General features: G+C 44.4%; 16 protein-coding genes. 1 reads left to right on the top strand and 15 read right to left on the bottom strand.

Features of this window, described 5'->3' with window-relative positions; genetic code table 11:
- Positions 1 to 53: 53 nt before the first annotated feature.
- Positions 54 to 1973, bottom strand: coding sequence for a methyl-accepting chemotaxis protein (locus tag ABMY42_RS03135; RefSeq protein WP_349265960.1), 1920 nt, complete (start codon positions 1971 to 1973; stop codon positions 54 to 56).
- A 365-nt stretch (positions 1974 to 2338) separates the two neighbouring features.
- Between ABMY42_RS03135 and ABMY42_RS03130 the strand changes: the two genes are divergently transcribed.
- Positions 2339 to 2947 carry a response regulator transcription factor gene (locus tag ABMY42_RS03130; RefSeq protein WP_005449400.1) on the top strand — a complete coding sequence of 203 codons (609 nt, stop codon included), beginning with the start codon at positions 2339 to 2341 and terminating at the stop codon, positions 2945 to 2947.
- On the opposite strand, the gene ABMY42_RS03125 is transcribed toward ABMY42_RS03130, so the two are convergent.
- The 14 genes from ABMY42_RS03125 to ABMY42_RS03060 form a co-directional block, all read right to left on the bottom strand.
- Complete coding sequence (locus ABMY42_RS03125; RefSeq protein WP_005449401.1) at positions 2944 to 3831, bottom strand: LysR family transcriptional regulator; 888 nt, start codon at positions 3829 to 3831, stop codon at positions 2944 to 2946. The genes ABMY42_RS03130 and ABMY42_RS03125 overlap by 4 nt on opposite strands.
- 297 nt (positions 3832 to 4128) lie before the next feature.
- On the bottom strand, positions 4129 to 5490 hold the full coding sequence (locus ABMY42_RS03120) for a GGDEF domain-containing protein (protein WP_029789546.1): 1362 nt from the start codon (positions 5488 to 5490) through the stop codon (positions 4129 to 4131).
- An 11-nt stretch (positions 5491 to 5501) separates the two neighbouring features.
- Complete coding sequence (locus ABMY42_RS03115; RefSeq protein WP_349265959.1) at positions 5502 to 6101, bottom strand: response regulator transcription factor; 600 nt, start codon at positions 6099 to 6101, stop codon at positions 5502 to 5504.
- Between the two features lie 4 nt (positions 6102 to 6105).
- A complete protein-coding gene (locus ABMY42_RS03110) occupies positions 6106 to 7260 on the bottom strand; it encodes an EAL domain-containing protein (RefSeq protein WP_009696149.1) in 1155 nt (384 codons plus the stop codon).
- Complete coding sequence (locus tag ABMY42_RS03105) at positions 7253 to 10909, bottom strand: transporter substrate-binding domain-containing protein (RefSeq protein ID WP_349265958.1); 3657 nt, start codon at positions 10907 to 10909, stop codon at positions 7253 to 7255. Before ABMY42_RS03105 ends, ABMY42_RS03110 begins: the two co-directional genes overlap by 8 nt.
- Positions 10910 to 11189: 280 nt before the next feature.
- Positions 11190 to 13115, bottom strand: coding sequence for a diguanylate cyclase (locus ABMY42_RS03100; protein ID WP_349265957.1), 1926 nt, complete (start codon positions 13113 to 13115; stop codon positions 11190 to 11192).
- The gene (locus ABMY42_RS03095; protein WP_274877688.1) at positions 13112 to 13651 is read right to left on the bottom strand and encodes a YfiR family protein; all 540 of its coding nucleotides are present in this window, start codon (positions 13649 to 13651) and stop codon (positions 13112 to 13114) included. Before ABMY42_RS03095 ends, ABMY42_RS03100 begins: the two co-directional genes overlap by 4 nt.
- On the bottom strand, positions 13645 to 15801 hold the full coding sequence (locus tag ABMY42_RS03090) for a TonB-dependent receptor (protein WP_274793039.1): 2157 nt from the start codon (positions 15799 to 15801) through the stop codon (positions 13645 to 13647). The genes ABMY42_RS03095 and ABMY42_RS03090 overlap by 7 nt, the downstream gene beginning before the upstream one ends.
- A gap of 237 nt (positions 15802 to 16038) precedes the next feature.
- Complete coding sequence (gene fecE, locus ABMY42_RS03085; RefSeq protein WP_274793038.1) at positions 16039 to 16803, bottom strand: Fe(3+) dicitrate ABC transporter ATP-binding protein FecE; 765 nt, start codon at positions 16801 to 16803, stop codon at positions 16039 to 16041.
- Positions 16804 to 16805: 2 nt separating this feature from the next.
- On the bottom strand, positions 16806 to 17777 hold the full coding sequence (locus ABMY42_RS03080; RefSeq protein ID WP_349265956.1) for an iron chelate uptake ABC transporter family permease subunit: 972 nt from the start codon (positions 17775 to 17777) through the stop codon (positions 16806 to 16808).
- Positions 17777 to 18751: an iron chelate uptake ABC transporter family permease subunit gene (locus ABMY42_RS03075; protein WP_050933535.1), complete on the bottom strand. Its 975-nt coding sequence runs from the start codon at positions 18749 to 18751 to the stop codon at positions 17777 to 17779. Before ABMY42_RS03075 ends, ABMY42_RS03080 begins: the two co-directional genes overlap by 1 nt.
- Before the next feature lie 56 nt (positions 18752 to 18807).
- Positions 18808 to 19731 (bottom strand): Fe(3+)-dicitrate ABC transporter substrate-binding protein FecB, encoded by a 924-nt coding sequence (locus ABMY42_RS03070; RefSeq protein WP_009696141.1) that lies wholly within the window; start codon positions 19729 to 19731, stop codon positions 18808 to 18810.
- 86 nt (positions 19732 to 19817) lie between these two features.
- Positions 19818 to 21938, bottom strand: a complete 2121-nt coding sequence (locus ABMY42_RS03065; RefSeq protein WP_349265955.1) for a TonB-dependent siderophore receptor — start codon at positions 21936 to 21938, stop codon at positions 19818 to 19820.
- Between the two features lie 121 nt (positions 21939 to 22059).
- Entirely contained in the window at positions 22060 to 24096 is a 2037-nt protein-coding gene (locus ABMY42_RS03060; RefSeq protein WP_349265954.1) for a TonB-dependent siderophore receptor, read from the bottom strand.
- Positions 24097 to 24119: the final 23 nt, after the last annotated feature.

Raw genomic sequence — 24119 nt, 5'->3', positions numbered from 1 at the left:
TTAGCTGCAAGTATAAATACACCATCAGGTAAAATTTCGCTCCTAACATCTCTCTATTGCAGCTTAAAGAATCGAATTTGATCAGATAAGTTAACCGACATTCTTGCTAGCTCATCTGTTGCCTGATTGCAGTCTTGAATCATATTAACGGTTTGCTCCACTTGATCGCGTACCGAAACCACGCTTTGATTGATCATTTCAGCCGTGGCACTTTGTTCTTCCGTCGCCGTAGCGATTTGAGTGTTAAGCGCATTCGTCTGTTCAATATTCCCCGAAATACTCACAAAGGCTTCATTCGCTGAGGCTGATTGCTGTACCGTTTCTTCTAGCATGCGTTGCCCAGCATTAATGGAATCAACCACCTGAGTCGTATTCTGTTGCAGCGTACTGATGCGATGACCGATCTTTTCTACCGCCTTCTGGGTTTCTTGAGCCAGTTGACGCACCTCATCCGCTACAACAGCAAAACCACGACCTTGATCGCCAGCACGCGCGGCCTCAATCGCTGCATTGAGTGCCAGAAGGTTTGTCTGTTCAGCAATGGTTTGAATCACTTCCGTAATATCCGCAACCTCTGCTGTCCCATTAGACAAGGTAGCCACCTCTTGGCTCATGGTTCCCATTTGCGTGGCTAAACCGCCCACCTGCTCCATGGCTCGTTGCATGACAGTCTGGCCTTGTTCAGAGACACTCGTCGCCAACGCAGCTTCTTGTGATGCCCCACTCGCACTTTGGGCGACTTCGGTGATGGCTACCGTCATTTGGTTCACCGCGGTGGCAACTTGATCAGTTTCTAATTGCTGGGCTTGTGCATTCGTCAGAATTTCTCCGTTTACTGCCGACAACTCTTCTGATGCCGAAGCAAGCAAGTCACTACAAGACACCACACCTGACACCGTTTTATACAGCTGCGCTTCCATATGGTGCAACGCATCAAGCATTTCAGCGATTTCATCATTCCCTTTCACCTGGTCATGACTCATCCCGATTTCACCACGACTCAGCTTTTCAGCTACTTGCTTAGCAAACTGAACATTCGCGGTAATATCATACGAAATATACAGAGATAAGAAGGTGACGATTGGCAATCCAATCAACAAAGCTAACGTCACATTGATGATTGCCTCTTCAGTGGATTGTTGAATCTCACCTTTCAATGCATTTTGATCATTAACGGCATCGACTCTGATGCCATTCAGTTGTTCAGCAATATCAAAACCAATCTCTTTAAGTACTTCCCAACGATCGTTTCGAGTCCGAATCGTGCTGGCAACTTGAGACAACGAGAGAGCAAAGCCTTCTGTCAGTTCAATGAGTTGTTCTTGGCTTGCGAAGCTTAACTTGGACAAATCATTTTTCCATTGCGATAGCTGATCTTGAAACTGTTCGTAATCTTGCTCGTTATTGGTTAACAGATACTCCGTTGCTTCTTGCGTCAACGCTTTGAATACCATAGCTACGCGAGAAACTTCCGCACGTTGCTTATTAAGCACTTCTGACTCACTCAGTCGTCGCGATATTTTTGCTTCAATCTGCTTTTGAAAAGAAACCAGTTCAAGAACAGAAGCGTCACGTTCTCGCATTAATTGCGAAACTTCAGTCAAGTTTGTTATATAACTTTCGAGTTGCGAAGTGACTTTTTCAAAGCGCCCCTTCCGTTCATTATCTGTCGACTTCAAAGCCTGCTTTTGTGCCTCTTGTTGCGCTAATTTCAAGCTTTCAATTGCTCGATTAAAAAATTGAGGGTCGCGGTTTGTACGATACGTCAATGCATTGATTCGAGCCTTCAACAGATTTGCTTCAACGTCTGTCGCTTCAAAAGCCGCCTCATCGATTGATTGAAAGTGAATAAAATTTGAATTGACCTGTTTGGTCGTAAAAAAGCCAACAGCAGACACTGTAGACAGCACCAAAATAACGGCACTCAAGATCAGATAAAATTTATGTTTTATTTTTTTAATTCTATTAAGCATTCCGCATACTCCATAACAACAGCAAGTGGAAATACTAAAAACCTAACGGATAAGTCGCAAACTCGCCCCAATACACAAACAACACTACCTTGTTGTTATAATTGAATTTATTCGAATATGTAAGCCTTTTCCGACGGCAAAGAAAGATTGGTACTTCAACTGAGGTCAGTGATTCTTTCGTGCCGTATCTCTTTGATTCCATTATCTACCACGCGACACTTTCTAAAAAATGAGACACACCTTTTCAAATAATGAAATTGTCATTTTCACCCACACAGCAAGGATTTTTCCTACAATCCCTTCTCGTTAAATGAGTGCTGAATGGAAGCGGCAAGTAAATTGAAATATAAGGTGAGGCACAAAATATGAATAACGTTCTTATTATCGACGACCAACCGTTATATAGCGAAGCGCTCGCTTCTCTTGTTCAAAACGCTTTCCAAACTGTGAACGTTGTAGAATCAACTGACAGTGCCGAAGTTATGGAGCTCATTCGCAACCAGCCTGTTGACTTGGTTATTTTAGATGTAGTTTTAGGTGACAGAGACGGTATGCGTTTGGCAAAGAATATTCTGGCAACTGGTTATCAAGGAAGAATCTTATTTATTTCCTCTCGCGATTACAGCAGCTTGTCCAAAGCCGCGTTTGAAATGGGTGCGCATGGATTTTTAAATAAGAATGAATCGAAAGAGACCATTATGGATGCGATTGTTAGCGTGACGCGTGGTTATTCCATGTTTAAAGCAACGCACAATCAATCAAGCGGTAACGTTGCTTTATCGAACCGTGAAGCAATGGTCTTCCATTATTTGGCTCAAGGCTATTCAAATAAGAAGATTTCTGAACAGCTGTCATTAAGTGCAAAGACCATCAGTACTTATAAGACTCGCATATTGAAGAAATACCATGCCGAGTCCGTTGTAGAGCTACTTAATACACTTCCGCAAGATGAATGCGGCAGCTTGTGCTGCTAAGAAATGACGTACTTCGCGATAGCATCGGTTAATAGCTGATGCATCGAGTTGTAGCGATGAGATTGCTTCATTTGTATCACGACCTTTGGTCGCCCTTGAGGGTAAAAACTCTCCGGTACAGGGATAAAGGTATAGCCTTCAATTGGCTTTTGATACTCAAGTAATATTGTCGCTGCAGCCTTGCTTCTTATGACTTTGAGTAGACTCGTGATATTACCAATCGTCGCAACACGGTTTATATTAATCCCACTTTGTTCGAGCGCTCGCTTGGTCACCTGCTCCCTATCCTTCCAACCGGCTAACTCAAGCAAAATGAAATCGAGCTTACACGCGGTTTCGAGATCGTTGATCCCAAGCTCTTCGGGTACCACGATGACAGCTGGCGCATAACCAATAAATTGTTGATGGATGGTTTTTGGATACTCTTCGTTAAAGTAATGCAATTGCATATCTACTTTATCAACCAAGATATCGTCTATTGTGCTATCCGTACTGCTTTCTACATTGATGTAGGCATTAGGAAATAATTCCATTAAATCAATAAGAAGCAGATCACCAAATGACTGTTGTGCTGATTGAGGCAAGCAGATTGAGATGCTTTTCTCGTACGAGAGAGGGTCGAACTCACGGCGAACTAGACAAGATTCTAACTGCCCTAGCGCATCAGTAATTTCTGGTAATTTACGCTTTAGATAATCCGTTGGTTCAAAGTGATGTGCATGGCGGATAAAGAGTTCATCTTCCAATTGAGTACGCAGGCGAGTTAGGTATTTGCTGATAGAGGCTTCGCTCTTGCCCAATGCTTTCGCAACGGGTTTCAATTGACGATGACGCTCCAGTAGCACCAGTATTTTAAGTAGGTTTAGGTCGAGATCTTTATTCACAGCACAGCTACCAAATAGGGTCAGAGATGAAAATTGAGTTCTTTATTTACCTTCAGCCAAATACACAGAAAGCAGCCTAATGAGTAAGGCTGCTTTACTATAGAAGACCAAAGTCACGTTTTGGTCAAGTTTATCAAACTCTTATGCCGTTGCTTAATGACATTAAAGTCAGTTAAAGCAATTTTCAGGTTTAAGACACTGTCTTAAGTTAGTTACTTAGCTACTTAACCTACTTGGATACTGAGTTACTTGTTTACTTAGTTACTTAGTTACTTGGTTACTTAGCTACTTGGTTACTTAACTACGGTGACGCTTAGATTCATAAAGGTCCTCATCAGCGCGCATGATGACGTTGTTCAGCGTCTCATGTTCAGTGCTCATTGCAATACCAGTACTGACACTCACTTCTACATCCATACTTTTTAAGCGATTTTCTTTCACTGCAGCGCGTAGTTTCTTCGCCAAAATTAACGATTTGCTCTCACTGCAATCGGGTAATATCGCAATAAACTCATCGCCTCCCGTGCGAATAAGATAATCCGTCGACCGAAAGACCTTTTTCATGGAGTCAGCAATTATCGATATGACTTCATCTCCAACGTGGTGCCCAAATTTATCGTTAATTCGTTTAACTCGATCGCCATCAATGGCAATCACAGTAAACGGTGTCATCTTAATCTTGTTCTTAAATGCCTGCTCTTTGAACACTTTTCGATTAAACAACCCGGTTAGCTCGTCTTTCGTTGCGTCACTGATTGCGTTAGCCAGTTGAATTTTGCTCTCTTTTGACTCTTGCGCTTTTGAATAATACGCAAAGATCACAACAAAAAAGACAAAGAACAAACAGCCAAAATCGATAAGTATCTTGCTAAACGGGTATTTGTACACAATCAGGTTATTATTATCTGCTACGTACGTTTGAGTGTATGCAAACTCAGGCCAAGGATAATGAGGAAAGTACACCACAATGTGCTTATTTCCGTTGTTAATATCGACTTTGAGTTGCTTTCCTTCTGCCTTTAGCGAATCGAGAAAGATTTGCTCTCCAAATTCACCAACCAGCTCCCCTTTGAAGTAGACCGGGCTAATAATGCTAAAGGCTCGACTATCCGAATAGGTGGTTTTAAAAGGTTTAGAAATCAGAATACGGTCAGACAACTGATCTTTCCATGCCGCCAACGAACAAGAATTTGTCTCTTTACACCAATCAATATCAAAAGGCTCCGTCAAATCTTGTAGTCCATCAATAGCATTTTCAAGAATCAACTTGTTTCCTGTGTATGAACGAAAATAAAGGACGATATCAATCCGCTCGTAGACATTGGATAGATAACCTTCAGCTTCATGTAGCACTTTACGCGCAACGGCTTCCACAAAGTCTAGCTCGCTCTTTGGATCAAGCTTGTAAATCGCATCTTGAAAGCTGAACTCGGTCGCATCAGTAATCTCCTTAGCCGAAGTTCCTTCATAACGCGCTAGCTCAGACTCCAATAAGAGCCCTAGCATGATGACTTTTTGTTTGGTTTTTGAAATGCCTTGTGTGTAGATTTTAAATTGCTTCACCTCATGAGAAATGAGCATGGCTCCAATCATGGTCATTGAGGTTACAAACAAAAGCACAGCAAAGAAGAATGACAAATAAACGTTTCTCAGGTTCATTCTTTCTCCTACTACGTACCTAGCACTTTAGAGAGTTCAACGATATTCTTCACATCGTACTTATCCAAAACTCGGCGCTTGTAGGTACTTACCGTCTTATCACTGATCGAGAGTACATCCGCGATGTCTCGATTGGTTTTCCCTTGCAGCAATAACTTCATCACGGCACTCTCACGGCTGGATAACGCTGGTACATTACGATGCTCTTCAACACTCTGTTTGAATTTGAAAAACGAATAACCTTTGGAAACCGCCTCAATCGCGTCTTTTAAGATTTCGTGGTTTTCTGATTTACATACATAACCATCAGCACCAGAGCGAAATGCCATTTGGCTATACATATGACTCGTCTCCGCAGAAAAGAAGATCGCTTTTCCTGCAAAACCGTGCGATTTAATGCGCTTGTAGAAATCGTAGCCATCGCAATCAGCGAGATTTACATCCAAAATGAGCAGCCCAATTTGTTGCTCTTTCAATATTTTTAAGGCGTCTTTTGAATTGGTTACCGTTAAAACATCATTTGCAGTGCCTAGGCTCTCGACCAAAGATTTAATGGCAATGCAAACCAGCGGGTGATCATCAAAGATCAGATAGTTCAGTTTATTCATCATGCTTTTATTTCAGTATCGTTATTGCTTCTAATGGCATTGGTTTATCGATGTAATAACCCTGACATACGTCAACCGTGTATTGGCGCATCGCGTTTAGCGTCGGTTCGTCTTCCACCCCCTCTGCGACAACACTAATGTTTAAGCTTTTTGCGAGTGCACAGATGGCTAATACTATGTTTTTCTTTTTAGGGTCATTGACCAAACCTTGAATGAAAGATCGGTCTATTTTCAGTTCGTTAAAAGGCAGTTGAGCGAGCTTTTCCAACGATGATGATCCCGTACCAAAATCATCAATGCTGACGGTTACTCCACTCATTCGGAATTTAAGTAGGTTCTTGTAAAGTGCGGCATTGGTCTCAAACGTGTCTCGCTCAGTAATTTCTATCGTAAACTGGTCTGGACTGATGCCATGCTCACGGCAACGTTCGATAAAGCGAGTCGCAAATTCCGGATCTTCTAAGTTGTCATGATCAACATTCAGTGAAACATGTAACCTCAGCCCACGGTTCTTCATGTCGTATAACGCATTACTAAACACCGCATCAAACAACTCCGCAGATAAATGGCAGCGCTTCACAATAGAAAGGAAGTTGTACGGAGCTAAAACGCCGTAAATGGGATGAAACCAACGCGCTAAGGCTTCATAGCCTATGATCTCTCCCGTGTTTGCGTCCGCTAGTGGCTGGTAGTAGTTTTTAACTCGCCCCTCAGCCAAAGCAAACAAAAACTCTTGGTCTTGCACGCAAACTTGTTGCTGAAATGAAGTAAATTTCGCTGGTTGAACACCCGACTTGTTGAGCATTTCGACCACTTGCTCTTCATCGTAAGGTTTTAGAAGTTTACCGAGAACCTCGAAACTGAACGATTCGCACATCGCTCTAACGGTGGCGACAATCATCAGTTCCATTGCGCTCACTAACACAACCTTTCCCTGGTAGCCGATTTGGTTGAGCATCATCATCATGTCGACACCATCTTTATTCGGCATCTGCAAATCACAAAAAATAATGTCCACGTCCGATGTTTTGACGTGCTGAATCGCGCTATCAACATTATCGAATGTCGAGACGTCAACCCCATGCCGAGATAACATTTGCTTTAGCAAAGTGATTTGCAGTGGATGGTCATCAATCACCATCGCTTTAAGATCTTTATTCATGTGCTTTAATCCAATGTTCTGCAAGGTTGATTTCTTGTTCTATGCGCTCAATAAGGTCGGTGACATGAGCTTCAAACTCACCATCACTGGCCTTCTCGGCTTCAATGCATAACTCCGCTAAAATGGTTACTCCAATGGCGCCAAGCGCGCCTTTTATACCGTGAATAATGCGTTTTTTATCTTGTTTGCTTTTCGCAGCTTTTAGGTTTGCCACATCGTGCGTCATTGAGCTTTTAAAAACGTTGGCTATCTCCTTAGCGTCTTGCTTTCTAAATTTCTCAATCCATTCTGGCCACTGTGCCATTTTCTCTTGCCCTAAGAACGGCAGCAGTTTTGACCTTAACTTTTCAAGGTCATAAGGTTTATAAAGAATGTCATCGATGCCAATGTGTTTAGCCCGTTCGTTTGCTAAGCGAGAGTCTTCCGCGGTGACACCAATAACAGGAATTGAAGCCAGCTCTGGTGCTGCTTTGAGCTTCTTCACCAACTCAAAACCGTCCATTTCGGGCATGTGAAAATCCGTAAGAACCAACGCCACCTGATGATCGCGATTCACGTATTGCCATGCTTCAAGACCATTACTTACGATGACAGGCTCAATGCCAAGTTCTCGCAGTTGCATCGTGATCACGCTTTGGTTGATCGGGTTATCTTCTGCGACCAAAACAGTTCCGTGCTTCCAATCAAGATTGCTATTCGTGTCTTCTGTTTCATCTGTCGGCTTTAAGGTGCAATCTTGACGCAACAACGCCAGTAAGGTATCTGGATACTTAGCTTCTGACGGCGTTAACTCGCAGCTTCCTTTACTACCACAATCAAGGTTTAGTCCTTGGTATTTCCCTTGCGGTGAAAACTGCCCCACCAAATTTGGCTTCACATCTGTCGACGCCATCCCCCACGCAAGACACCAATCACGGACATTGGCAGGCAACATCGGTGAAAATGTATAAGACAGTGCCGCTTGAGGCTCTGGTTCACAGAAGGTAATAGGCAACTTCACAACCATCGTGGTGCCAAGACCGAACTGGGAATTAATACATAACTCCCCTCCCATGCAATCCACGAGACGGTCGACAATACTCAAGCCAAGCCCTGTTCCTCCGTACTTGCGCGTAATGGTGTCATCTGCTTGAACAAACGGCTGCAAAATACCTTCGAGTTGCGTTTCCGTCATACCGATACCTGTGTCCGCGATTTTTAAGATCAATCGCCCTTCATGAACGGCAATGCTGACGCTGATTTCTCCTTCGTTGGTAAACTTAACGGCATTGGAGAGTAGATTGGTCGCGATTTGGACTAAGCGCACTGCGTCCACTTTCAACCATGGATTCAAGAAGGGTTTGAAGGTCACTCGATACTCTAACCCTTTACTGGACACTTTTGGTTCAAAGCTACGAATCACGTCACACAAGGTGTTTACAGCATGAGTTTTTACTGGCGTCACTTTCAGCTGACCAGCTTCTAGCTTGGAATAATCAAGGACTTCGTCCACCAGCAGGTTCAAATGGTTTAGTGAGCGCATCGCTTGGGTGATAAGCTCTTTACTCCCCTCACTGCTGGTCTGACGGTCTAACAAGTCGAGTAGACCATTCGCAGCGGAAAGTGGTGTTCTTAACTCATGGCTCATGGTTGCCAAGAAATTCTCTCGAGAACGAACCGCAGTTTGCGCTTTTTCTTGCGCATCAATTAACGCAAACTCTCGCTCTTTTTGCTCAGTGATATCTTGAAGTACGGTCAGGACAAATTTCTTTTTGCTACTTGGAGAAAGAATGGCTTTACGTTCTCGGTAAACATGCTGAATACCAAGCTTACAGCCATTGGATGCTGTTATATCTGCGATGCGTTTACCTGCAATCACCTGACGCAATTCGATCACATTGTCGACCAAAGGTTTGGCACTTTTTCGACTTTGAATCGTGCAGCCTTTGCAACGATGGTTTTTATATAAAGAGCAATTGCTCATTTGAATTTGGTTATCTTCGCCATGAATAAAAACAATGCTGTTGATTTCTTGAATAATCTCCATCAACCACTGCTTCTCTTTCTCCTCATTCGTTGCGTTTAGCTCTGCCAAATTGACTTTGAGCTTAAGGTGTGCCAACACGAAATACGCAACCGCCAAGAGGATCACAAACACAACCACAACAATCAGTATCATGGTGAAGATATGTTCTTCATCGTAACCGTAGACGAGATTGAAGTTTCGGTAAGTTCTATTAAGCTTTTCTATCTCTTTGGCATCAATGGTATCAATGATGCTGTCGAGTATTTTCTTTAGCTTGGTGTTATGGTCCGCTACCGCAAAAGCAATCGACAAGGTCAGCGTATCTTTTTCACTGATCAGCAACCCATCAATGTTGTCCTGCGCGATCATGCTATGCACGATGTCATCAGGGATATACGCAACTTCAACCTTGCCCTGTTTGAGATCAGTCAACAGTTGCCTAAGGTCTTCATAGCGAGTAAAGCGCTCTTCCTTCCATGAGTCGAGATTAACCAAACCTTGTTTTTTTAAACTCATTAGAATGCCAGATCGCGCGTCGTGTGCGGGATGCTCTTTCGGGTCCAATGCTTCTATTGCAACAAAGTTGTTGTGCATGAACGGCTTGGTGACTAACCAATCTGATAAGGGGGGATTCTCTACATAAGCCACAGGAACTAAGTCGGCATTGAACGCCGTCAATCCACTGTTTAAGCTGCTGCTAGGCTTTTGATATTCGAACTTCAAGCCAGTGCGAGACTGGATCAAATCGATGAAATCAGGCAGAAACCCGTCCAACTCATCGGTGTGAGGGTTTCTGAATAAGAAAGGAAACGCTTCTTCACTGCTGCTGTAGGTAATGATTTGCTTGTTTTCTAAATCTCTTCGGTATTCCACCAGCAGTTTGTCGTTGACATGATATGGGTTCGTAGACGCAACCGAGCGAATGTTTTTACCATTGCGTTCCCAGCTTAAAATTTTGTTAATACGGTCAACAAGCGCTTGGTTTGATTTGGAAGCTATAAATCTCGATTCTTCTTCATTCAGCCAACTGGGAATATCAACCGCACCATTGACAATGTCGTTCTCGTCTAAATATTGGTTGATAGCAACGTAACTTGAGATCAAAGCGTTTGCGCGACCGCCTCTGACTTCTTCAAAGGCTTTAAGGCGACTTTCCACTGTGCGGACTTTCGTCGCCCCCATATCTTCGAGGTATTCACAGTAAACGGTGCCGATAACACAAACCCATTGGAGTTCTCGTGGATCACGTTGGTAATAGCTGTCTTCACGATACCAAACCGCGATGGTGCTAGAGAAAAAAGCATCCGAGAAGATAAAGCGAGATTCTCTGTCCGGCGACTTACTAAAACCAACAGCACCGTCTATCGTGCCATTCTCAATATCAGCGAACAGTTCTGGAATCGTATTGTATGAACGTAACTCAAGTTCAAGATTGAGCACTTTGGCGATGTTAGTCAGGTAATCGAGGTTGATCCCATAATAAGTGCCAATTTTGTTGCTGATTTCTGGATCTTCTGAGCGTAGCGCTATCACACCGACAAGCACGGTTTCACTAGACTCATCGCTAGCAAAGGAATATGACGGAGAGATTGTGCCGATAAATGCGACAAAAAGTATGACGGTTTTTCTTAAAATGCTGAACATAACGACTTCCACAACTTGGGAGATCAGACTAATTTGCACAGCATAAATGTCAAACTTCGACAATTTTTGAATTGTGTTTACTTCATTGTTATAAAAGCATTTTTTTGATTTCAGTCAGGACATTCTGACAAGATTATCCACCTTGGACTACAACATATTTGGGTAGGATATCCCATCATTAAACTGAAATGTGCTGTTCAACAACTAAACAGCTCAACGTTTATCGCATGCTCAACAAATTGCGTAGTATAAAAACCATGCCCAAAGACATGGTTTTCCGTCAATCAAGTAAACAAACCGTTTCAGCGCCGCTGTGGTACCGGTTTTTCCCCGCTTTTTTCGCTAAATACATCGCAACATCCGCTTCGTTGATCTTTTCATCTAACGTCGCAGAGTCTTCACGAGACCAATAACTGATACCTATGCTTGCAGAAACTTCACACGTCACGTCTCCCAGAAGAAACGGTTTTTCGAGGCTCTCGATGATCCTCCTAGCAATAGGCTCACTGCTCGACGCATCACGGACCCCAATTAAAAACTCATCTCCAGCCAAGCGCGAAACCAGATCGCGTCGTGCGACACAGTTCATTAATCGTTGCGCCACAACCTTCAACAATTGGTCTCCAACTGCATGTCCATATTGGTCATTAACGGCCTTAAAACCATCCAAGTCCACAAATAAGATGTGTTGTGAGGCACCAACGTCATGCTTCTCTTGGAGCCGACGAACCGCTTTCGCGCGGTTGGCAAGACCGGTCAGGGGATCATGGTTTGCCTGATAATTGAGACGTTTGAGTTCAATATCTATCGTCAAATCAGTAAAGGAAACCACAAAGGCTTCTGCTCTGCCCGTTTCACTTTTTAATACTCGCACTTTCAACTCGCATGGTATCACCCGACCTTGCTGGTTTTTCAGCTCCACATGTGTTTTGTAATGTCCTGTTTTTAATAAGCGTAACTTGATCGCTTTTGTTGCTTCAAATGGAGAAAGCAATTCCAGAGTTTTAAGCGCATCCACTTCACCAAACCACTGCGTCGCTGAGTTGTTCTGCGTCTTAATATTCAAAGCACGATCGAGTACTAAAATAGCGTCTTGGTTTTGGTCAAACATCAAATCCAAAAGTTTGCGTCTTTGTTCTGACAGCGCATGCTCCGTGATATCTCGAAGCTGAATCAGACTGCTCTTTTCAGTATCCATGGGGTTGCAAGAAATAAGGTAGCGCTTAGTTTTATCGACACTGCGTACCTCGATTCCTTCTACCGTGGTATGCGTGTCAATAGCAAACATAATGCGCTCGATTTTTAGCTGAGGCTCAAAATAGTTCATCAACAAATTGCGGGCACTGGCGTTCACTTCTATGCCACGAAGTTCGCTTTCTGCCACTGGGTTGAAATAGGTTACTTGCTCATTCGACGATACAACAAGAACGCAACGTTGCATCGCATCGAGCGCGCTTCGAATATAACGGTTTTTGTCTTCAACTCGTTTCAATACTTGAGCCACTTGAGATTCTCGCTCAGCAAGGCTCATTGTCATTTCGTTAAAACACTCGGTCAGTTTCCCCACTTCATCTTGATGATAAACCGGTAATGCTTTGCGAATAACACCGACCCGCCCCATATGTTCAACTGAGCGATGTAAAGACAACAAAGGAAGCGAAATTAATGAATGCAATAATTTGGCTAATGCCCAAGCACAGATTGAGAGTAACAGGACAATCACACCCAAGGATAACCACATTTTACGTTCATGAATTAGCAAGCTTTCAAGCGAAACCCAAATCTCAAGTGCACCGAGCTTCTCCCCTCCTAACAATACATCATTGTGGCGCATGACTACGCTTTGATTAGCGCACAACAATTCACGACCATGCCAAGCACACTCTTTTGGTAAATCTTCAATAGAAGCGATGGTTTGGTCGTGTTGGTTGATCACCACAGCAGAAATAATATCTGGGTCAAAGCTTAAGTTAATCAATTGCTCTTTTGCAGAATACGCATCGTCAAACATCAAGGATGCTTGAAGTGTATTTGCCACGCCTTGACCAAGGATATTGATTCGGCGATCTAAAGCACTCTCTTGCGCAATCACCAAGTATTGTATGGCTAGGGTGCCTAAACCAATCACGATCAAAGTTATCATCAACCACGTTGGAAGCATCATTTTGTGACGCAAAGGCAGCCGAGCAAGGCGAGAACGGATCATGGAGCCACCTCATCTTCAGCTAAGATAGAAATACTCAACAATTGCGCGCGTAGTTGGACTTTTGTTGGAGCAATGTGGCTGCGAGATATCATGGGCCGGATGCGGTTGTTCTCTTTCACAAATGCCACCATACCGCCTTTTTTAATAAACTTATCTCCGTCACCAATTAAGAGTGAATGGGGAAACTGTTTTCGTCTGGTGGCTATTTTTGAACTATCCGCCTGAGTTAAATATAAAATATGGCAAGAACTTGGCGTCTCGCCTTTGGATAAATCATAAAACCGTGACAATTGGGGTTTGCGTGCGACGATCCGTTGGAGGTGCTCTGCGACCGAGTCATTTTCAGATACGCAATATTCTACAGGAGCAACAGGTTCGCTCGTCGCCACCCAATCCGCCAACAGGGCAAAACGATACAAATACACGGCTTTTAAATCCGCATCTTCGTAGTGAGCAAACGCAAATGTTGCACTAAGCAGCGCCCAAAAAGCTATCAGCCATTTAACGACGACAACCTTTTCTGTTCGTTTTACCATTTGGCGTAATTCCAATCTAGCGTTAGCCAATATTGAGTGCCATTAGCAAAAGAACTGTAGTTAGTTGGAAACTCTTTGCTCTGGTCAGCGCCTAAATTCTCAACTGATGCCGTGATCTCTGGCAGGCAGTCGTTATACTGCCAGCTAATGGATGCATCAAAAGACACGACTTCGGGCCAGTTATAATCTTTGTTCGCCACGTTGATTGGGTTTAGTGCAGACTCGTAGTCTTTATGCAACTTGGATTCAGACACATATTGCCCACTGACACTCACCCACCATTGAGCTGTGATATCCCACATCACTTGCGCGTTCACAAAATGATTTGGCTCGTTTTCGATACTGCGTTTTACCGCATTGTTTGTACCACAAATATCACCTTCACAATGACCAACAATGCGTTTGTAACTGTAGTTAGCATTGATCTGTACATCATCTCGGGGCTGCCATTTGACCGCAACTTCACCACCAAAGCTTTCACTCCAAATAGGATCAACCAGCGTGGAGGTATATTGCTCCACAACGGTGCCAACCGTACCTGGAGAAGAACCACCCGTGATGATGTTCTGAGTAGCAGATTCTGTCTTATAAACTCGAATATTCTCATGACGGGTATAGAAACCTCCCACGCTAAATTGCAATGCATTGTCGTCCCAAAGACGATAGCCCACTTCATAAGTCGAGACTGACTCTACATCTAAATCTTCATTTCCTTCGAGAAGCACACTGTAGTAATAATCGTAATATTGGTTATTGCTAAATAGCACATGTTGCATGTACTGATTTTCACGCATGTAGGTGCTCAGCTCCAAACGCGATGGGGTTACGATTGCTTTACCCCAGCCAGCCCAAATCCTTTGGTTATCGGCAAGCTCATAGCTCAAGCGGACTTGGGGTTGTGGGTCGATATCATGAGTAAGGTTGTTATATTGCCATCGACTACCAAGGGTTAATTTGGTTCTGTCCGTCAGTGGCACACTCCAGTTTGCGTATAGACCATAAGATTGATTTAAGAAATCAGGATCTTCTGCCACGCGCAAATATGGCATGGTGAGTTCATCATACTTTGAAAACGTACCGAACTTTTCGTCAATAAGGCGAATGTTTCCACCAATGGTAAACTCCGTTCCCCAAAGATCGGAAAAGGTATAGTGAGAGTCTAAGTCGGTTCGAAAAAACTGCGCATTGGCATGAGTGCTATCATTAGAACTGTACGTAAACCAGACTTCGTTTTCCCAGCTATCACCATTGGCACGATCGAAAATATGATGACCGCCGACGAAATACTCCTGCATCGTCATTTCTGTTTCGTAGGTACGCATGGGTTCAGAGCCCGGCATGATCATATGCGGCTGATAATTACCCCAGTTGTAATCTTCACGAGAACGAATACCGCCGGCTTGGACACTTAGGGTGTGTTCACGCTTCTGGTAATCCAAACGCCCACCAAAACGCTCGGTATATACATTGAAATGTTGAAACGGTTGTACCCTAGCCTCTTCACTGGTCCAAGGCATATGGTCTACAAATTCACCATACAGACTGTAATTGGCATACTCACCAACTGCACCAGCATGATGAAGTTGATACTCACGATAGTCGTAGTTGCCGAAACTGGCGGCTAGCTGCCCTTTTGGTGAACCCTCTGCTTCTTTTGTAATAACGTTAATTACCCCAGTGACGGCATTTCCCCCCCAAATCGTCCCAACAGGACCGAGTACAATCTCGATTTGAGCAATGTTGTCCATACTGACTGGAATGAGATCCCAATCCACACCAGACGACATCGGGTTGAACACGCTACGTCCATCGACCATCACCAACATTTTATTGTTGAGCGTTTCGTTATTGCCTCGAACCGTCACTCCCCAATCATAGTTAGAATATTTAGCGACATGAAGACCGGGTGCCAAAGATAACGCATCAGCGACAGAGCGAGCTCCTGAGCGCTTGATCTCTTTAGCGGTGATAACATAAACGGACGCTGGCGTATCCGCCAAAGACTGAGAGGTACGAGTAGCTGAGACCACTTTGGTTTCCGCTAGAGAGCACAAAGGCATCTCCAACAGAGAATCGAGGTCATAGTTGGCAAACACAGGCGTAACAACGCCAAATGAAGAAGCAAAAACGAAGCTGAACGACAAACGCATAAGGTATTTCTCAACGTTTGAACGCTTGGTTAGCTAATTAGCGGGGGGAGTGGTTCAAACGCTAAATGACAATGTATCTATATGAGTACAGTGTACCATTAGCACCCTATCGGTTCATTTTAAACCACCTTATTTTACGCTGAGTAATTTTTATCGAAACGATTAAACTTGTAGCAGTTTTCAATCAACAGCAACCAATAATTGGTCACTGTTGAAGGGCAAGTTATCTTGCGTCTATTAGACAGCAACACACATCGGAGTATCAGAAATCGGGTCACGGAATACTTTCGCTTTCAGGTCAAAAACCTCATCAAGTAATGACTCAGTAAACACTTCATCCGGTGCCCCCTCTGCAATAAGTTGACCTTGTTCAAGGACAATGAGATGGTCGCAGTAACGGCATGCTTGGTTAAGATCATGCAAGACAACCACCACGGTTTTTCCATTGGCATTCATTTGTTGCATCAAATTCATCAACTCGACTTGATGCGACATATCAAGGTAGGTGGTAGGTTCATCTAACATCACGACCTCTGTATCTTGTGCCATGACCATCGCAATCCATGCTCTTTGACGTTGCCCGCCGGATAATGATTCAACCGGTTTATCGGCAAATTCGAATACGCCTGTATCATGCATTGCTTGTTCCACAATCGTTTTATCATCCTTCCCTAACCTTCCCCAATGGGACAAATAGGGAGAACGACCGTACTCAACCAGTTTTCTTACTGTGATTCCTTCTGGGCTTACTAAGATTTGGGGCAACAGTGATAACGAGCGAGCTAGGCGTTTATCTCCATAACTCGACAACGGTTTTTCATTAAAAAAGACATCACCAGATAAAGGTTTATTAATCCTTACTAAGGTCTTCAATAACGTCGATTTACCGCAGCCGTTTGGTCCTATCAACGCGGTAATTTTCCCTTTTGGTATTGAGACTGACAAATTCGGAATGATTGTATTTTTGCCATAGGCGACGGAAAGGTTCTGCGTCTTTAGCATGATTACCAACCTCGATAACGATATAGAAGAAAAATAAAATAAGGCGCTCCGATAACGGACGTAAGCACTCCAGCAGGTAATTCAATCGGTGGTTGAATCCCACGAGCCAAGGCATCAGCACAAGTAACCAGTAATGCGCCAACCAGTGCAGATCCGGGAATCAACAATTTATGGTTATGCCCAAACAACAAACGGACCAAATGTGGCGCTAATAGTCCGACGAAGCTAATCGTTCCGGCAACAGATACACTGATACTGGCTAGAAGCACCGCTGCTAACAACGCAACCACTTGGATCTGCGTTGGCTTCGCCCCTAAAGTGGTTGCGCTTTCTTCACCCAACCCCATGACATCTAATCGCCATGCTAACCACAGCGCTAGCGGTATCAGCAATAAGAGCGCCCCCCAAATGAAAGGCACTTGCTGCCAGTTTCGCCCCCAAAGGCTACCTGTTAACCAAACCATCGCAGTGTTGATTTCAATGGGATGCGTGACCAACAAGAAGTCGATACCACTGGCGAGAAAAGCACTAACGGCGATACCAATTAACGCTAATCTTGCAGGTGTAGGTTTTGAACGCCAAGCCAGCATCGCAATGAAACCTGCTGCAAATAGACCTCCTGCCATTGCAATCAAAGGTAGCCAACTGAGTGAGGTATTAGGAAACCATACCAAACTTGCCGTTGCCGCTAACCCCGCTCCTGCGCTAATTCCCATCAAGTCCGGAGAAGCTAGCGGATTTCTAATCACACCTTGAACTAATAATCCTGATAACCCGAGCCCAGCTCCAACGCCAATTGCGAGTAAAGTGCGAGGAAAGCGGTATTGATGAATAACAAAGTCGTCGTTTGAAAAAGAAACAAGGAGCGTCATGACTTGAGAAGCAGAAAGCGAAGCGGCTCCAACTAATAAGCTCGCAACAGCAGCCAAAGCAACAAGCCCAAACAACAATGCCAGTTTTGTTTGATGAAGCATTACGACCTCCTCATCGCAACAAGGATAAAACAAGGTGTGCCAATCAACGCGGTAAGCACGCCAACCGGTGTTTCAGTGGGAAACGCGATGGCACGTGATAATGCATCAGACCAAGCAACCAGAGCCGCCCCAGCCAATGCCGAGCATGGGATCAGTAAATGATAGTTATGACCGACTATTGGTCTTACTAAGTGAGGAACGAGAAGACCAACAAAGCCAATAGGCCCAGCAATGGCAACGCACGTTCCCGCCAATAAAACAATAGTGATGCCCGTAACGAGCCGAGTCATCTGGATGTTGCTACCTAATCCAACCGCGACTTCTTCTCCAAGAGCCAGTAAATTGAGATTGCGAGCCAACCCCATTGCGAGAACCAATCCAGTCAATGCTGGCGGCCACAGTTGGTTCCATTGTTCCTCGTCCACACTTGCTAAAGACCCCGTCAGCCAATGCAATACACTATAAGCCATGTCATCCGCAAGAATAAGCGCCGCTCGGGTAAGACCAAGCAGTAGAGCGCTAACTGCTATACCTGCTAAAACCAAACGCAGAGGATGCGAGCGAATAGAAAAAAAACCACCAAGCATCATTACAGAAACGCCACTAAGTAGTGCGCCAAGTACAGCATTAAGAATTGGGTTGATATCGCTGACTATCGGCACGCCAATGGCAGCGAAAGCCATAAAACACGCTGCACCAGCGTTAATACCTAAAATTGAGGGCGATGCCAACGCGTTGCGCGTCAAACCCTGCATCAATAAACCAGCAACAGCGAGGCAAGCTCCAATTGTTAACCCAGCAAACGCTCTCGGAGCACGTAACGTAGCAAGGATTTGATGGCTCATGTTGGTTTCATCAAATGAAAACCAATACCCCACTAAATCATTGAGTGTGAGTGAAAAGTTTGACCAGCCAAGCATTGAAGCTACGTACCCTGTCAGAACCAAAGCCAAAACAATAGCGACAACAAACATCGCTTTCCATGGCACTTGAGGCTGATGAGGGCTTTCTTTCAATATCGTTGCTTTGTTCATGACGAACCCAAAATCTGTTCTAAGTTCTGCGCCATTTTCTCTGCTGCTAGCATGCCTCGATTAAGAGACCAAAGCTCCGGTGACACTTCAACAATATGCTGTGCTTTTGCTGAAGATAACAACTTGAACAACGGGTTCTTTTTCCATTCATCAATGATGTTTGGTTGCGAGTATGCACCAATCAGCAACCAATCCGGGTTTGTTTTTAATAGCAATTCAAAGCTCGCAGGCAGATAAGCTTTTTCCGTAGCCTGCACTAGTGGGCTCGTAATGCCTAACTCGCTAAGAACACCACCAGCATAGGATTTAGGGCTGTGGAGCCACATACCTTTGTCTGACACCACCGCAAACTGTACCGTCTGTTTAAGCGCAAAATGCCGCTTATACTCAGCCATGGTTTGTTGATGCAATTGAATACGCTTGTTCATCGCTTTTTGCTTGTTAAGTGCGATTCCTATCTTACGCGCAGACTCTAGATTTTCATGATACGTTTCACCACGGCTTTTTAGCAGCAACGTGGGTGCGATGCGATTGAGGTCTTGATAGATCGTGCGGTGGCGCTCTGCATCCGCAATGATCAAATCCGGTTTTAGCACAGCGATAGCCTCTAAACTCGGCTGAGAACGCATACCAACAGATTGCCATGGCTGAACTAAATCACGTACTGCTGTGATCACTCTTGATGCATCGTTGTCATCTGCAACACCGACGGGTGACACACCAACTGCGGCTAACGCATCCACAAAAGAAAACTCCAAAACGACAACGCGTTTGGGTGTGCTTTCTAATTTAAATGTCCCTTGTTCATCTTGTACGACACGAGTTTTTGCTGAACTTGGAAAAGACATAACGCTTATGAACAATAAGAGAAATGCAGCAAGCCGTAAGTTCATCGATAGAAACCGAGATTCGTTTTCCATGTTTTTATATCCCCAACACTAAGATCGTGAAAGTCGCCAACGTAAATTGGCGACTTTGAATTGTGTTAATATCAATCAATAACGAGCTAGAACTGGTAATTCAGGTCCAAGGTGTAAGAACGTCCCGGCGCCGGGTATCGACCAACAGGGCTGGTATCAATACCTCGGAAATAGTAGTCCTCATCAAACAAGTTGTTCACGGCAACATTCATACGTAGCTTACCCTTGTCATCCTTGTACAGATCAGTACCAAGGTTGAAGTTCCAAACCATGTAAGCCGGTACTTTACCCTTCGCACCTGTCGCGTCTTCGTCACTCGTATTTGCGTTGTCAGAATATGCGTCACTGAAGTAGTAGCCAGATAGTGTTGTATCTACTTTTGAGAACGCGTAGGTAGCATCCCAGCTAAGCTGATGTTTTGACGTATAAGGAAGTTGATTGCCCTTATTTGCGCCCTCTTCTTCTAACGTTGCGTCTAAGTAGTTGTAGCTTGCACCTAGGCTAAGTGCTTGTACGGATTCAGGAACGTAACGAGCCGATAGCTCAATACCTTGGTGAAGCGTCTTACCAATGTTTTCAAAGGTTTGGGTTGCACTTTGCCATTGTAGTTGGTCTTTAAAGTCAATGCGGTACAAAGCAGCGTTAAAGCTGGTTGAATCATGTGTATAACGAGCACCCAACTCGTAGTTCCACGCAAGCTCACTGCCCTCTTTACCTAAACCTCGAATGTATGCAATTTGAGGTGCGCGCAACGATTTCTGAGCGTTCGCATAACCAACCCATTGCTCAGTCAGATTATACGCGACCGTTAGACCCGGTAGCCATTCCGTCACTTTGTTATCTGTACTCTGTGCTTTTCCTAAGTCATCAAACGTCATGTCGACAGACTCGTAGCGAATGCCCGGAGTTATTTTTAACGCATCATTAAACAGACCCACTTCATTGCTAACATAACCAGCAAACGCATCGGTATCCAAATGCCAATCACGAGGTACTTTCGTCGCACCGCCAGCAATTGGAGTTTGAGTCAGCTTGTAGTCGATGTCTTCGTTTACGTAGCGAGCACCAACGATCCAGTTTTGCGTCACCGCACTGCCTTCGCCAAAGTGCATCGCGAGCTTAGGTTCTACTCCATATACTTTGAACTCTCGTGGAGAAGTACGCACATCAGTTGAAGGCAAAGCTGGATCTGCCCAGTGACCACCTGCGCCATTAAAGCCCCACTGGAAGAAACGCTCAGAGTTATGACCAAAGGCTTGAACTTGCAGCTCTGCACTGTCCGCAATATTTAAGTCTTGAATGTATTTCAAACTCCAACGCGTTGATTTCCCCTGATATTCATCGTAAGGACGCTTAGATTGGTTGCGATCTTTTTTATAATCGTCTGGCGACAAGGCACCGGGCATTTGTGTGTCCGCATCATACCTTTGAATGAATGCTTGCAACTCTTGAGTGTCGCTCAACAACCAGTTTGCTTTAACTTGGAAGTTTTTTACGTCTGTATCAGAATGTTCTCTGAAGCTTTCGCCTTTTAAAAAATTACCTTCTAATTGAATCGCAAACGTATCCGTTAACCACCCCCCCGTTCTTAAATAGAAGTCGTTCAGTGGCGTATCGCCGCCTTCAAACACAGTTAAGCGGTTACTTATTTCAGTCTGCCAAGTGTTTGGAATCGGTTTAGTCACCAAGTTAATGACGCCACCCACGTTGTTTGGACCATATTGAACAGCCGCACCACCACGTACAATATCGATGCGATCAATCATGGATAACGTTGCTGGGAAAATGGATTGTCCGGTGTGACCATATGGCGCCAGCGTAAGAGGGACACCATCCATCAAGAACTGAGCATGACCACTACGACTTGCTTTTAAGCCTCGTACCGAAATGTTAGGCAGTACACCGGTGCCAGTTTCATCTTGCACCTTAATACCAGGTACACTTTGCAGCGCTGAATCGATTGAATGAGCGGCCGTCTTTTCAATTTGCTCACTCGTCAGGACCGTACGTGCTCCTGGGTATTCTTTTACATCTTCTATTGCTGAATTGCCGATAACACTCGCAGTGACAACAACCGTCTCCATCGTAGTGGTTTGAGGTTCAGAGGCAGCAAATGCATTCATGGAGGTGACAGAAGCAATCGCGGTCGCAAGCACGCTTAAACGCAGCTTAGCTTGGGGGTTACCATCCATATTTTGGTAAAGCATGGGGGTCTCCTTTAAGAGAAGTAAGGGTCAAAGAGAAAAAAGTGGCTTTGACCCTATGGGCTATCAATCCTCAAAATGAGGCAAGAAAGCTCGCTAACCAGTAGCGAGAATTCGAAAATAATTAGAATCGGTATCCATAGCTGAGCATGAATTCTGCTGGCGCACCGTAACCAATCTGGTTCAATCCAGACTTGCCATTGGTGGCACCTAGGATGTATTTCTCATCAAACACGTTGTAAGCGTTTGCTTGGATTTTGTGACGGCCTGTTGTGTAGGCAGCCATCAAATCCACTGTAGTGTAATCACCAAGTGCCACCGCTTCATCGTTACCAGCGTAGCGGTCACCTACGTACTTAACACCACCGCCTAAACGCCAGTTGTCATCAAGCTGATAAGTACTCCACAATGAGAACAGATGGTCAGACACGTCATTTGGTTTTTTACCCGTGTCTTTGTCTTCCGCATCAAGGTAGCTATAACCAACTGAGATATCCCATTGCTGCGTGATCTGACCGCGCGCTTCCAATTCGATACCCTGATGGCGAGCTTCAATCTTATTGATCACATCACCATCGATATTGGTTTGCGGTTGTTCTTGGTCGATTTGGAACACAGCAGCGTTCAGCATTAGAGCGTTGTCTAATAGATAGGCTTTTGCGCCAACTTCTTTCAGGTCGGTATGGAAAAATTCAGCCAGTTTTGGATTGATGTAAATACCAGAGTAAGGTAACTGCCATGAACGCGCTAAACTCGCGTACACAGACATGTCATAGTTAATTCGGTAGACCAAACCAGCACGGTAGCTGACTTTGTTATCGTCGAGATCTTCTTTCGCTGCCCCGGCTTTTTGCTGCTCAAGATCCATTGAGTCATAACGCACGTTACCAATCACAGAAAGATCACCAAACGTGTAAACATCTTGAATGTAGATGCCCGCTGTTGTGGCCGTGTTATCACGGAAAGGTTTAAAGCCAGGGTTTGGCGTTGGTCCTACTGTAGGGTTGTAAATATTTTTTGGAGGCAGCGTCTTGTCACTGGCTAAAGTCAAATCAATATTGATCTGGTTATAGTCTGCGCCAATCATCATTTGGTTGGATTCTGTCTCCCAAACTAACTCAGATTGCAGAGTCGTTGTTGTGCGAGGGTCGTAGCCAAAATTGTTCACCGTTTGAGAAACTTCATCACCCACAACAGCGCCTTGACGAGTGCCCTTTTGTTCCAGTTCAATGCGGTTGTATGAAGCACGGTTTGTCCAAGCCCATTCATCGTTTAAACGCCATTCATAATTAACTGCCATACGAAGGCTGTCCGATTCTTGGTAGTCATTGGTTCCACCAAAGAACGTGCTTTCTGAAACGTCAACTGGCTTGCCGTTTTTTGATGGCACACCTCGGTAAGGAACTAGCTCTTGATGAGCATATTCAACATCAAAATCAATGGTATGCCCATCAGCAGGCAATACGCGAATCGTCGGTGCAATAAAGAAATCATTAGAATCGACATGGTTTACGTAAGAGTCTGCTTGGCGATACTCTAAGTTAATACGACCATTGACCTTGTCGCTAAATGCCATAGAACTATCAATCTGACCAACAAATTGATTGTTACTGCCAACACTGCCATTCACATTCGTGAAATTGTCACCATTAGCACGTTTGGTCACCAAATTAATGATGCCACCCGCCGAGCCTCTGCCATACAGCGCACCAGCAGGTCCTTTTACCACCTCGACACGTTCAATGTTTGCCAGACTACGGTAGGACTGCAATGTACCGTCATCTCTCATTCCATCACGATACATATCATTAAGGGCGTCGAATCCACGAATCACAAACTGATCTCGGCTACCCTCGCCTAAGGTATTGTTCACACCAGCGACACCATCTAGCGCGTCAACTAAGCGCACTGCTCCGCGATCTTGCATTTCAGTCTTAGTCACAACCGATACCGCTTGCGGAACGTCTAACCATTCAACGTCCGTTTTGGTGCCTGACTGTGGCATGTGCTCGGCGTAACCTTCGTACCTATGACCAACAACTTGTACGGTTTCATTCGCTTCAACGTTTTCTGATGCCGATACACTCGGCACGACTGCCACTGCAGTTAACGTTCCACCTATAGCTAATGCTAATGGGGACAAGGTCAACTTCATTTCCATTTTTTTAATTCCGTTAGTTTATA

The organism is Vibrio sp. SSH13-20 (assembly GCF_040104475.1).
Classification (GTDB): domain Bacteria; phylum Pseudomonadota; class Gammaproteobacteria; order Enterobacterales; family Vibrionaceae; genus Vibrio; species Vibrio harveyi.
Note: the sequence above shows the minus strand (reverse complement) of the source record. Positions and strands in the feature narration are given on the sequence as shown.

Excerpts from the sequence above, each read along its gene's own strand:
- ABMY42_RS03135 (WP_349265960.1), bottom strand. The coding sequence starts at position 1,973 with ATGCTTAATAGAATTAAAAAAATAAAACATAAATTTTATCTGATCTTG.
- ABMY42_RS03130 (WP_005449400.1), top strand. The coding sequence starts at position 2,339 with ATGAATAACGTTCTTATTATCGACGACCAACCGTTATATAGCGAAGCG.
- ABMY42_RS03120 (WP_029789546.1), bottom strand. The coding sequence starts at position 5,490 with ATGAACCTGAGAAACGTTTATTTGTCATTCTTCTTTGCTGTGCTTTTG.
- ABMY42_RS03115 (WP_349265959.1), bottom strand. The coding sequence starts at position 6,101 with ATGATGAATAAACTGAACTATCTGATCTTTGATGATCACCCGCTGGTT.
- ABMY42_RS03110 (WP_009696149.1), bottom strand. The coding sequence starts at position 7,260 with ATGAATAAAGATCTTAAAGCGATGGTGATTGATGACCATCCACTGCAA.
- ABMY42_RS03105 (WP_349265958.1), bottom strand. The coding sequence starts at position 10,909 with ATGTTCAGCATTTTAAGAAAAACCGTCATACTTTTTGTCGCATTTATC.
- ABMY42_RS03100 (WP_349265957.1), bottom strand. The coding sequence starts at position 13,115 with ATGATCCGTTCTCGCCTTGCTCGGCTGCCTTTGCGTCACAAAATGATG.
- ABMY42_RS03095 (WP_274877688.1), bottom strand. The coding sequence starts at position 13,651 with ATGGTAAAACGAACAGAAAAGGTTGTCGTCGTTAAATGGCTGATAGCT.
- ABMY42_RS03090 (WP_274793039.1), bottom strand. The coding sequence starts at position 15,801 with ATGCGTTTGTCGTTCAGCTTCGTTTTTGCTTCTTCATTTGGCGTTGTT.
- fecE (WP_274793038.1), bottom strand. The coding sequence starts at position 16,803 with ATGCTAAAGACGCAGAACCTTTCCGTCGCCTATGGCAAAAATACAATC.
- ABMY42_RS03080 (WP_349265956.1), bottom strand. The coding sequence starts at position 17,777 with ATGCTTCATCAAACAAAACTGGCATTGTTGTTTGGGCTTGTTGCTTTG.
- ABMY42_RS03075 (WP_050933535.1), bottom strand. The coding sequence starts at position 18,751 with ATGTTTGTTGTCGCTATTGTTTTGGCTTTGGTTCTGACAGGGTACGTA.
- ABMY42_RS03070 (WP_009696141.1), bottom strand. The coding sequence starts at position 19,731 with ATGGAAAACGAATCTCGGTTTCTATCGATGAACTTACGGCTTGCTGCA.
- ABMY42_RS03065 (WP_349265955.1), bottom strand. The coding sequence starts at position 21,938 with ATGCTTTACCAAAATATGGATGGTAACCCCCAAGCTAAGCTGCGTTTA.
- ABMY42_RS03060 (WP_349265954.1), bottom strand. The coding sequence starts at position 24,096 with ATGGAAATGAAGTTGACCTTGTCCCCATTAGCATTAGCTATAGGTGGA.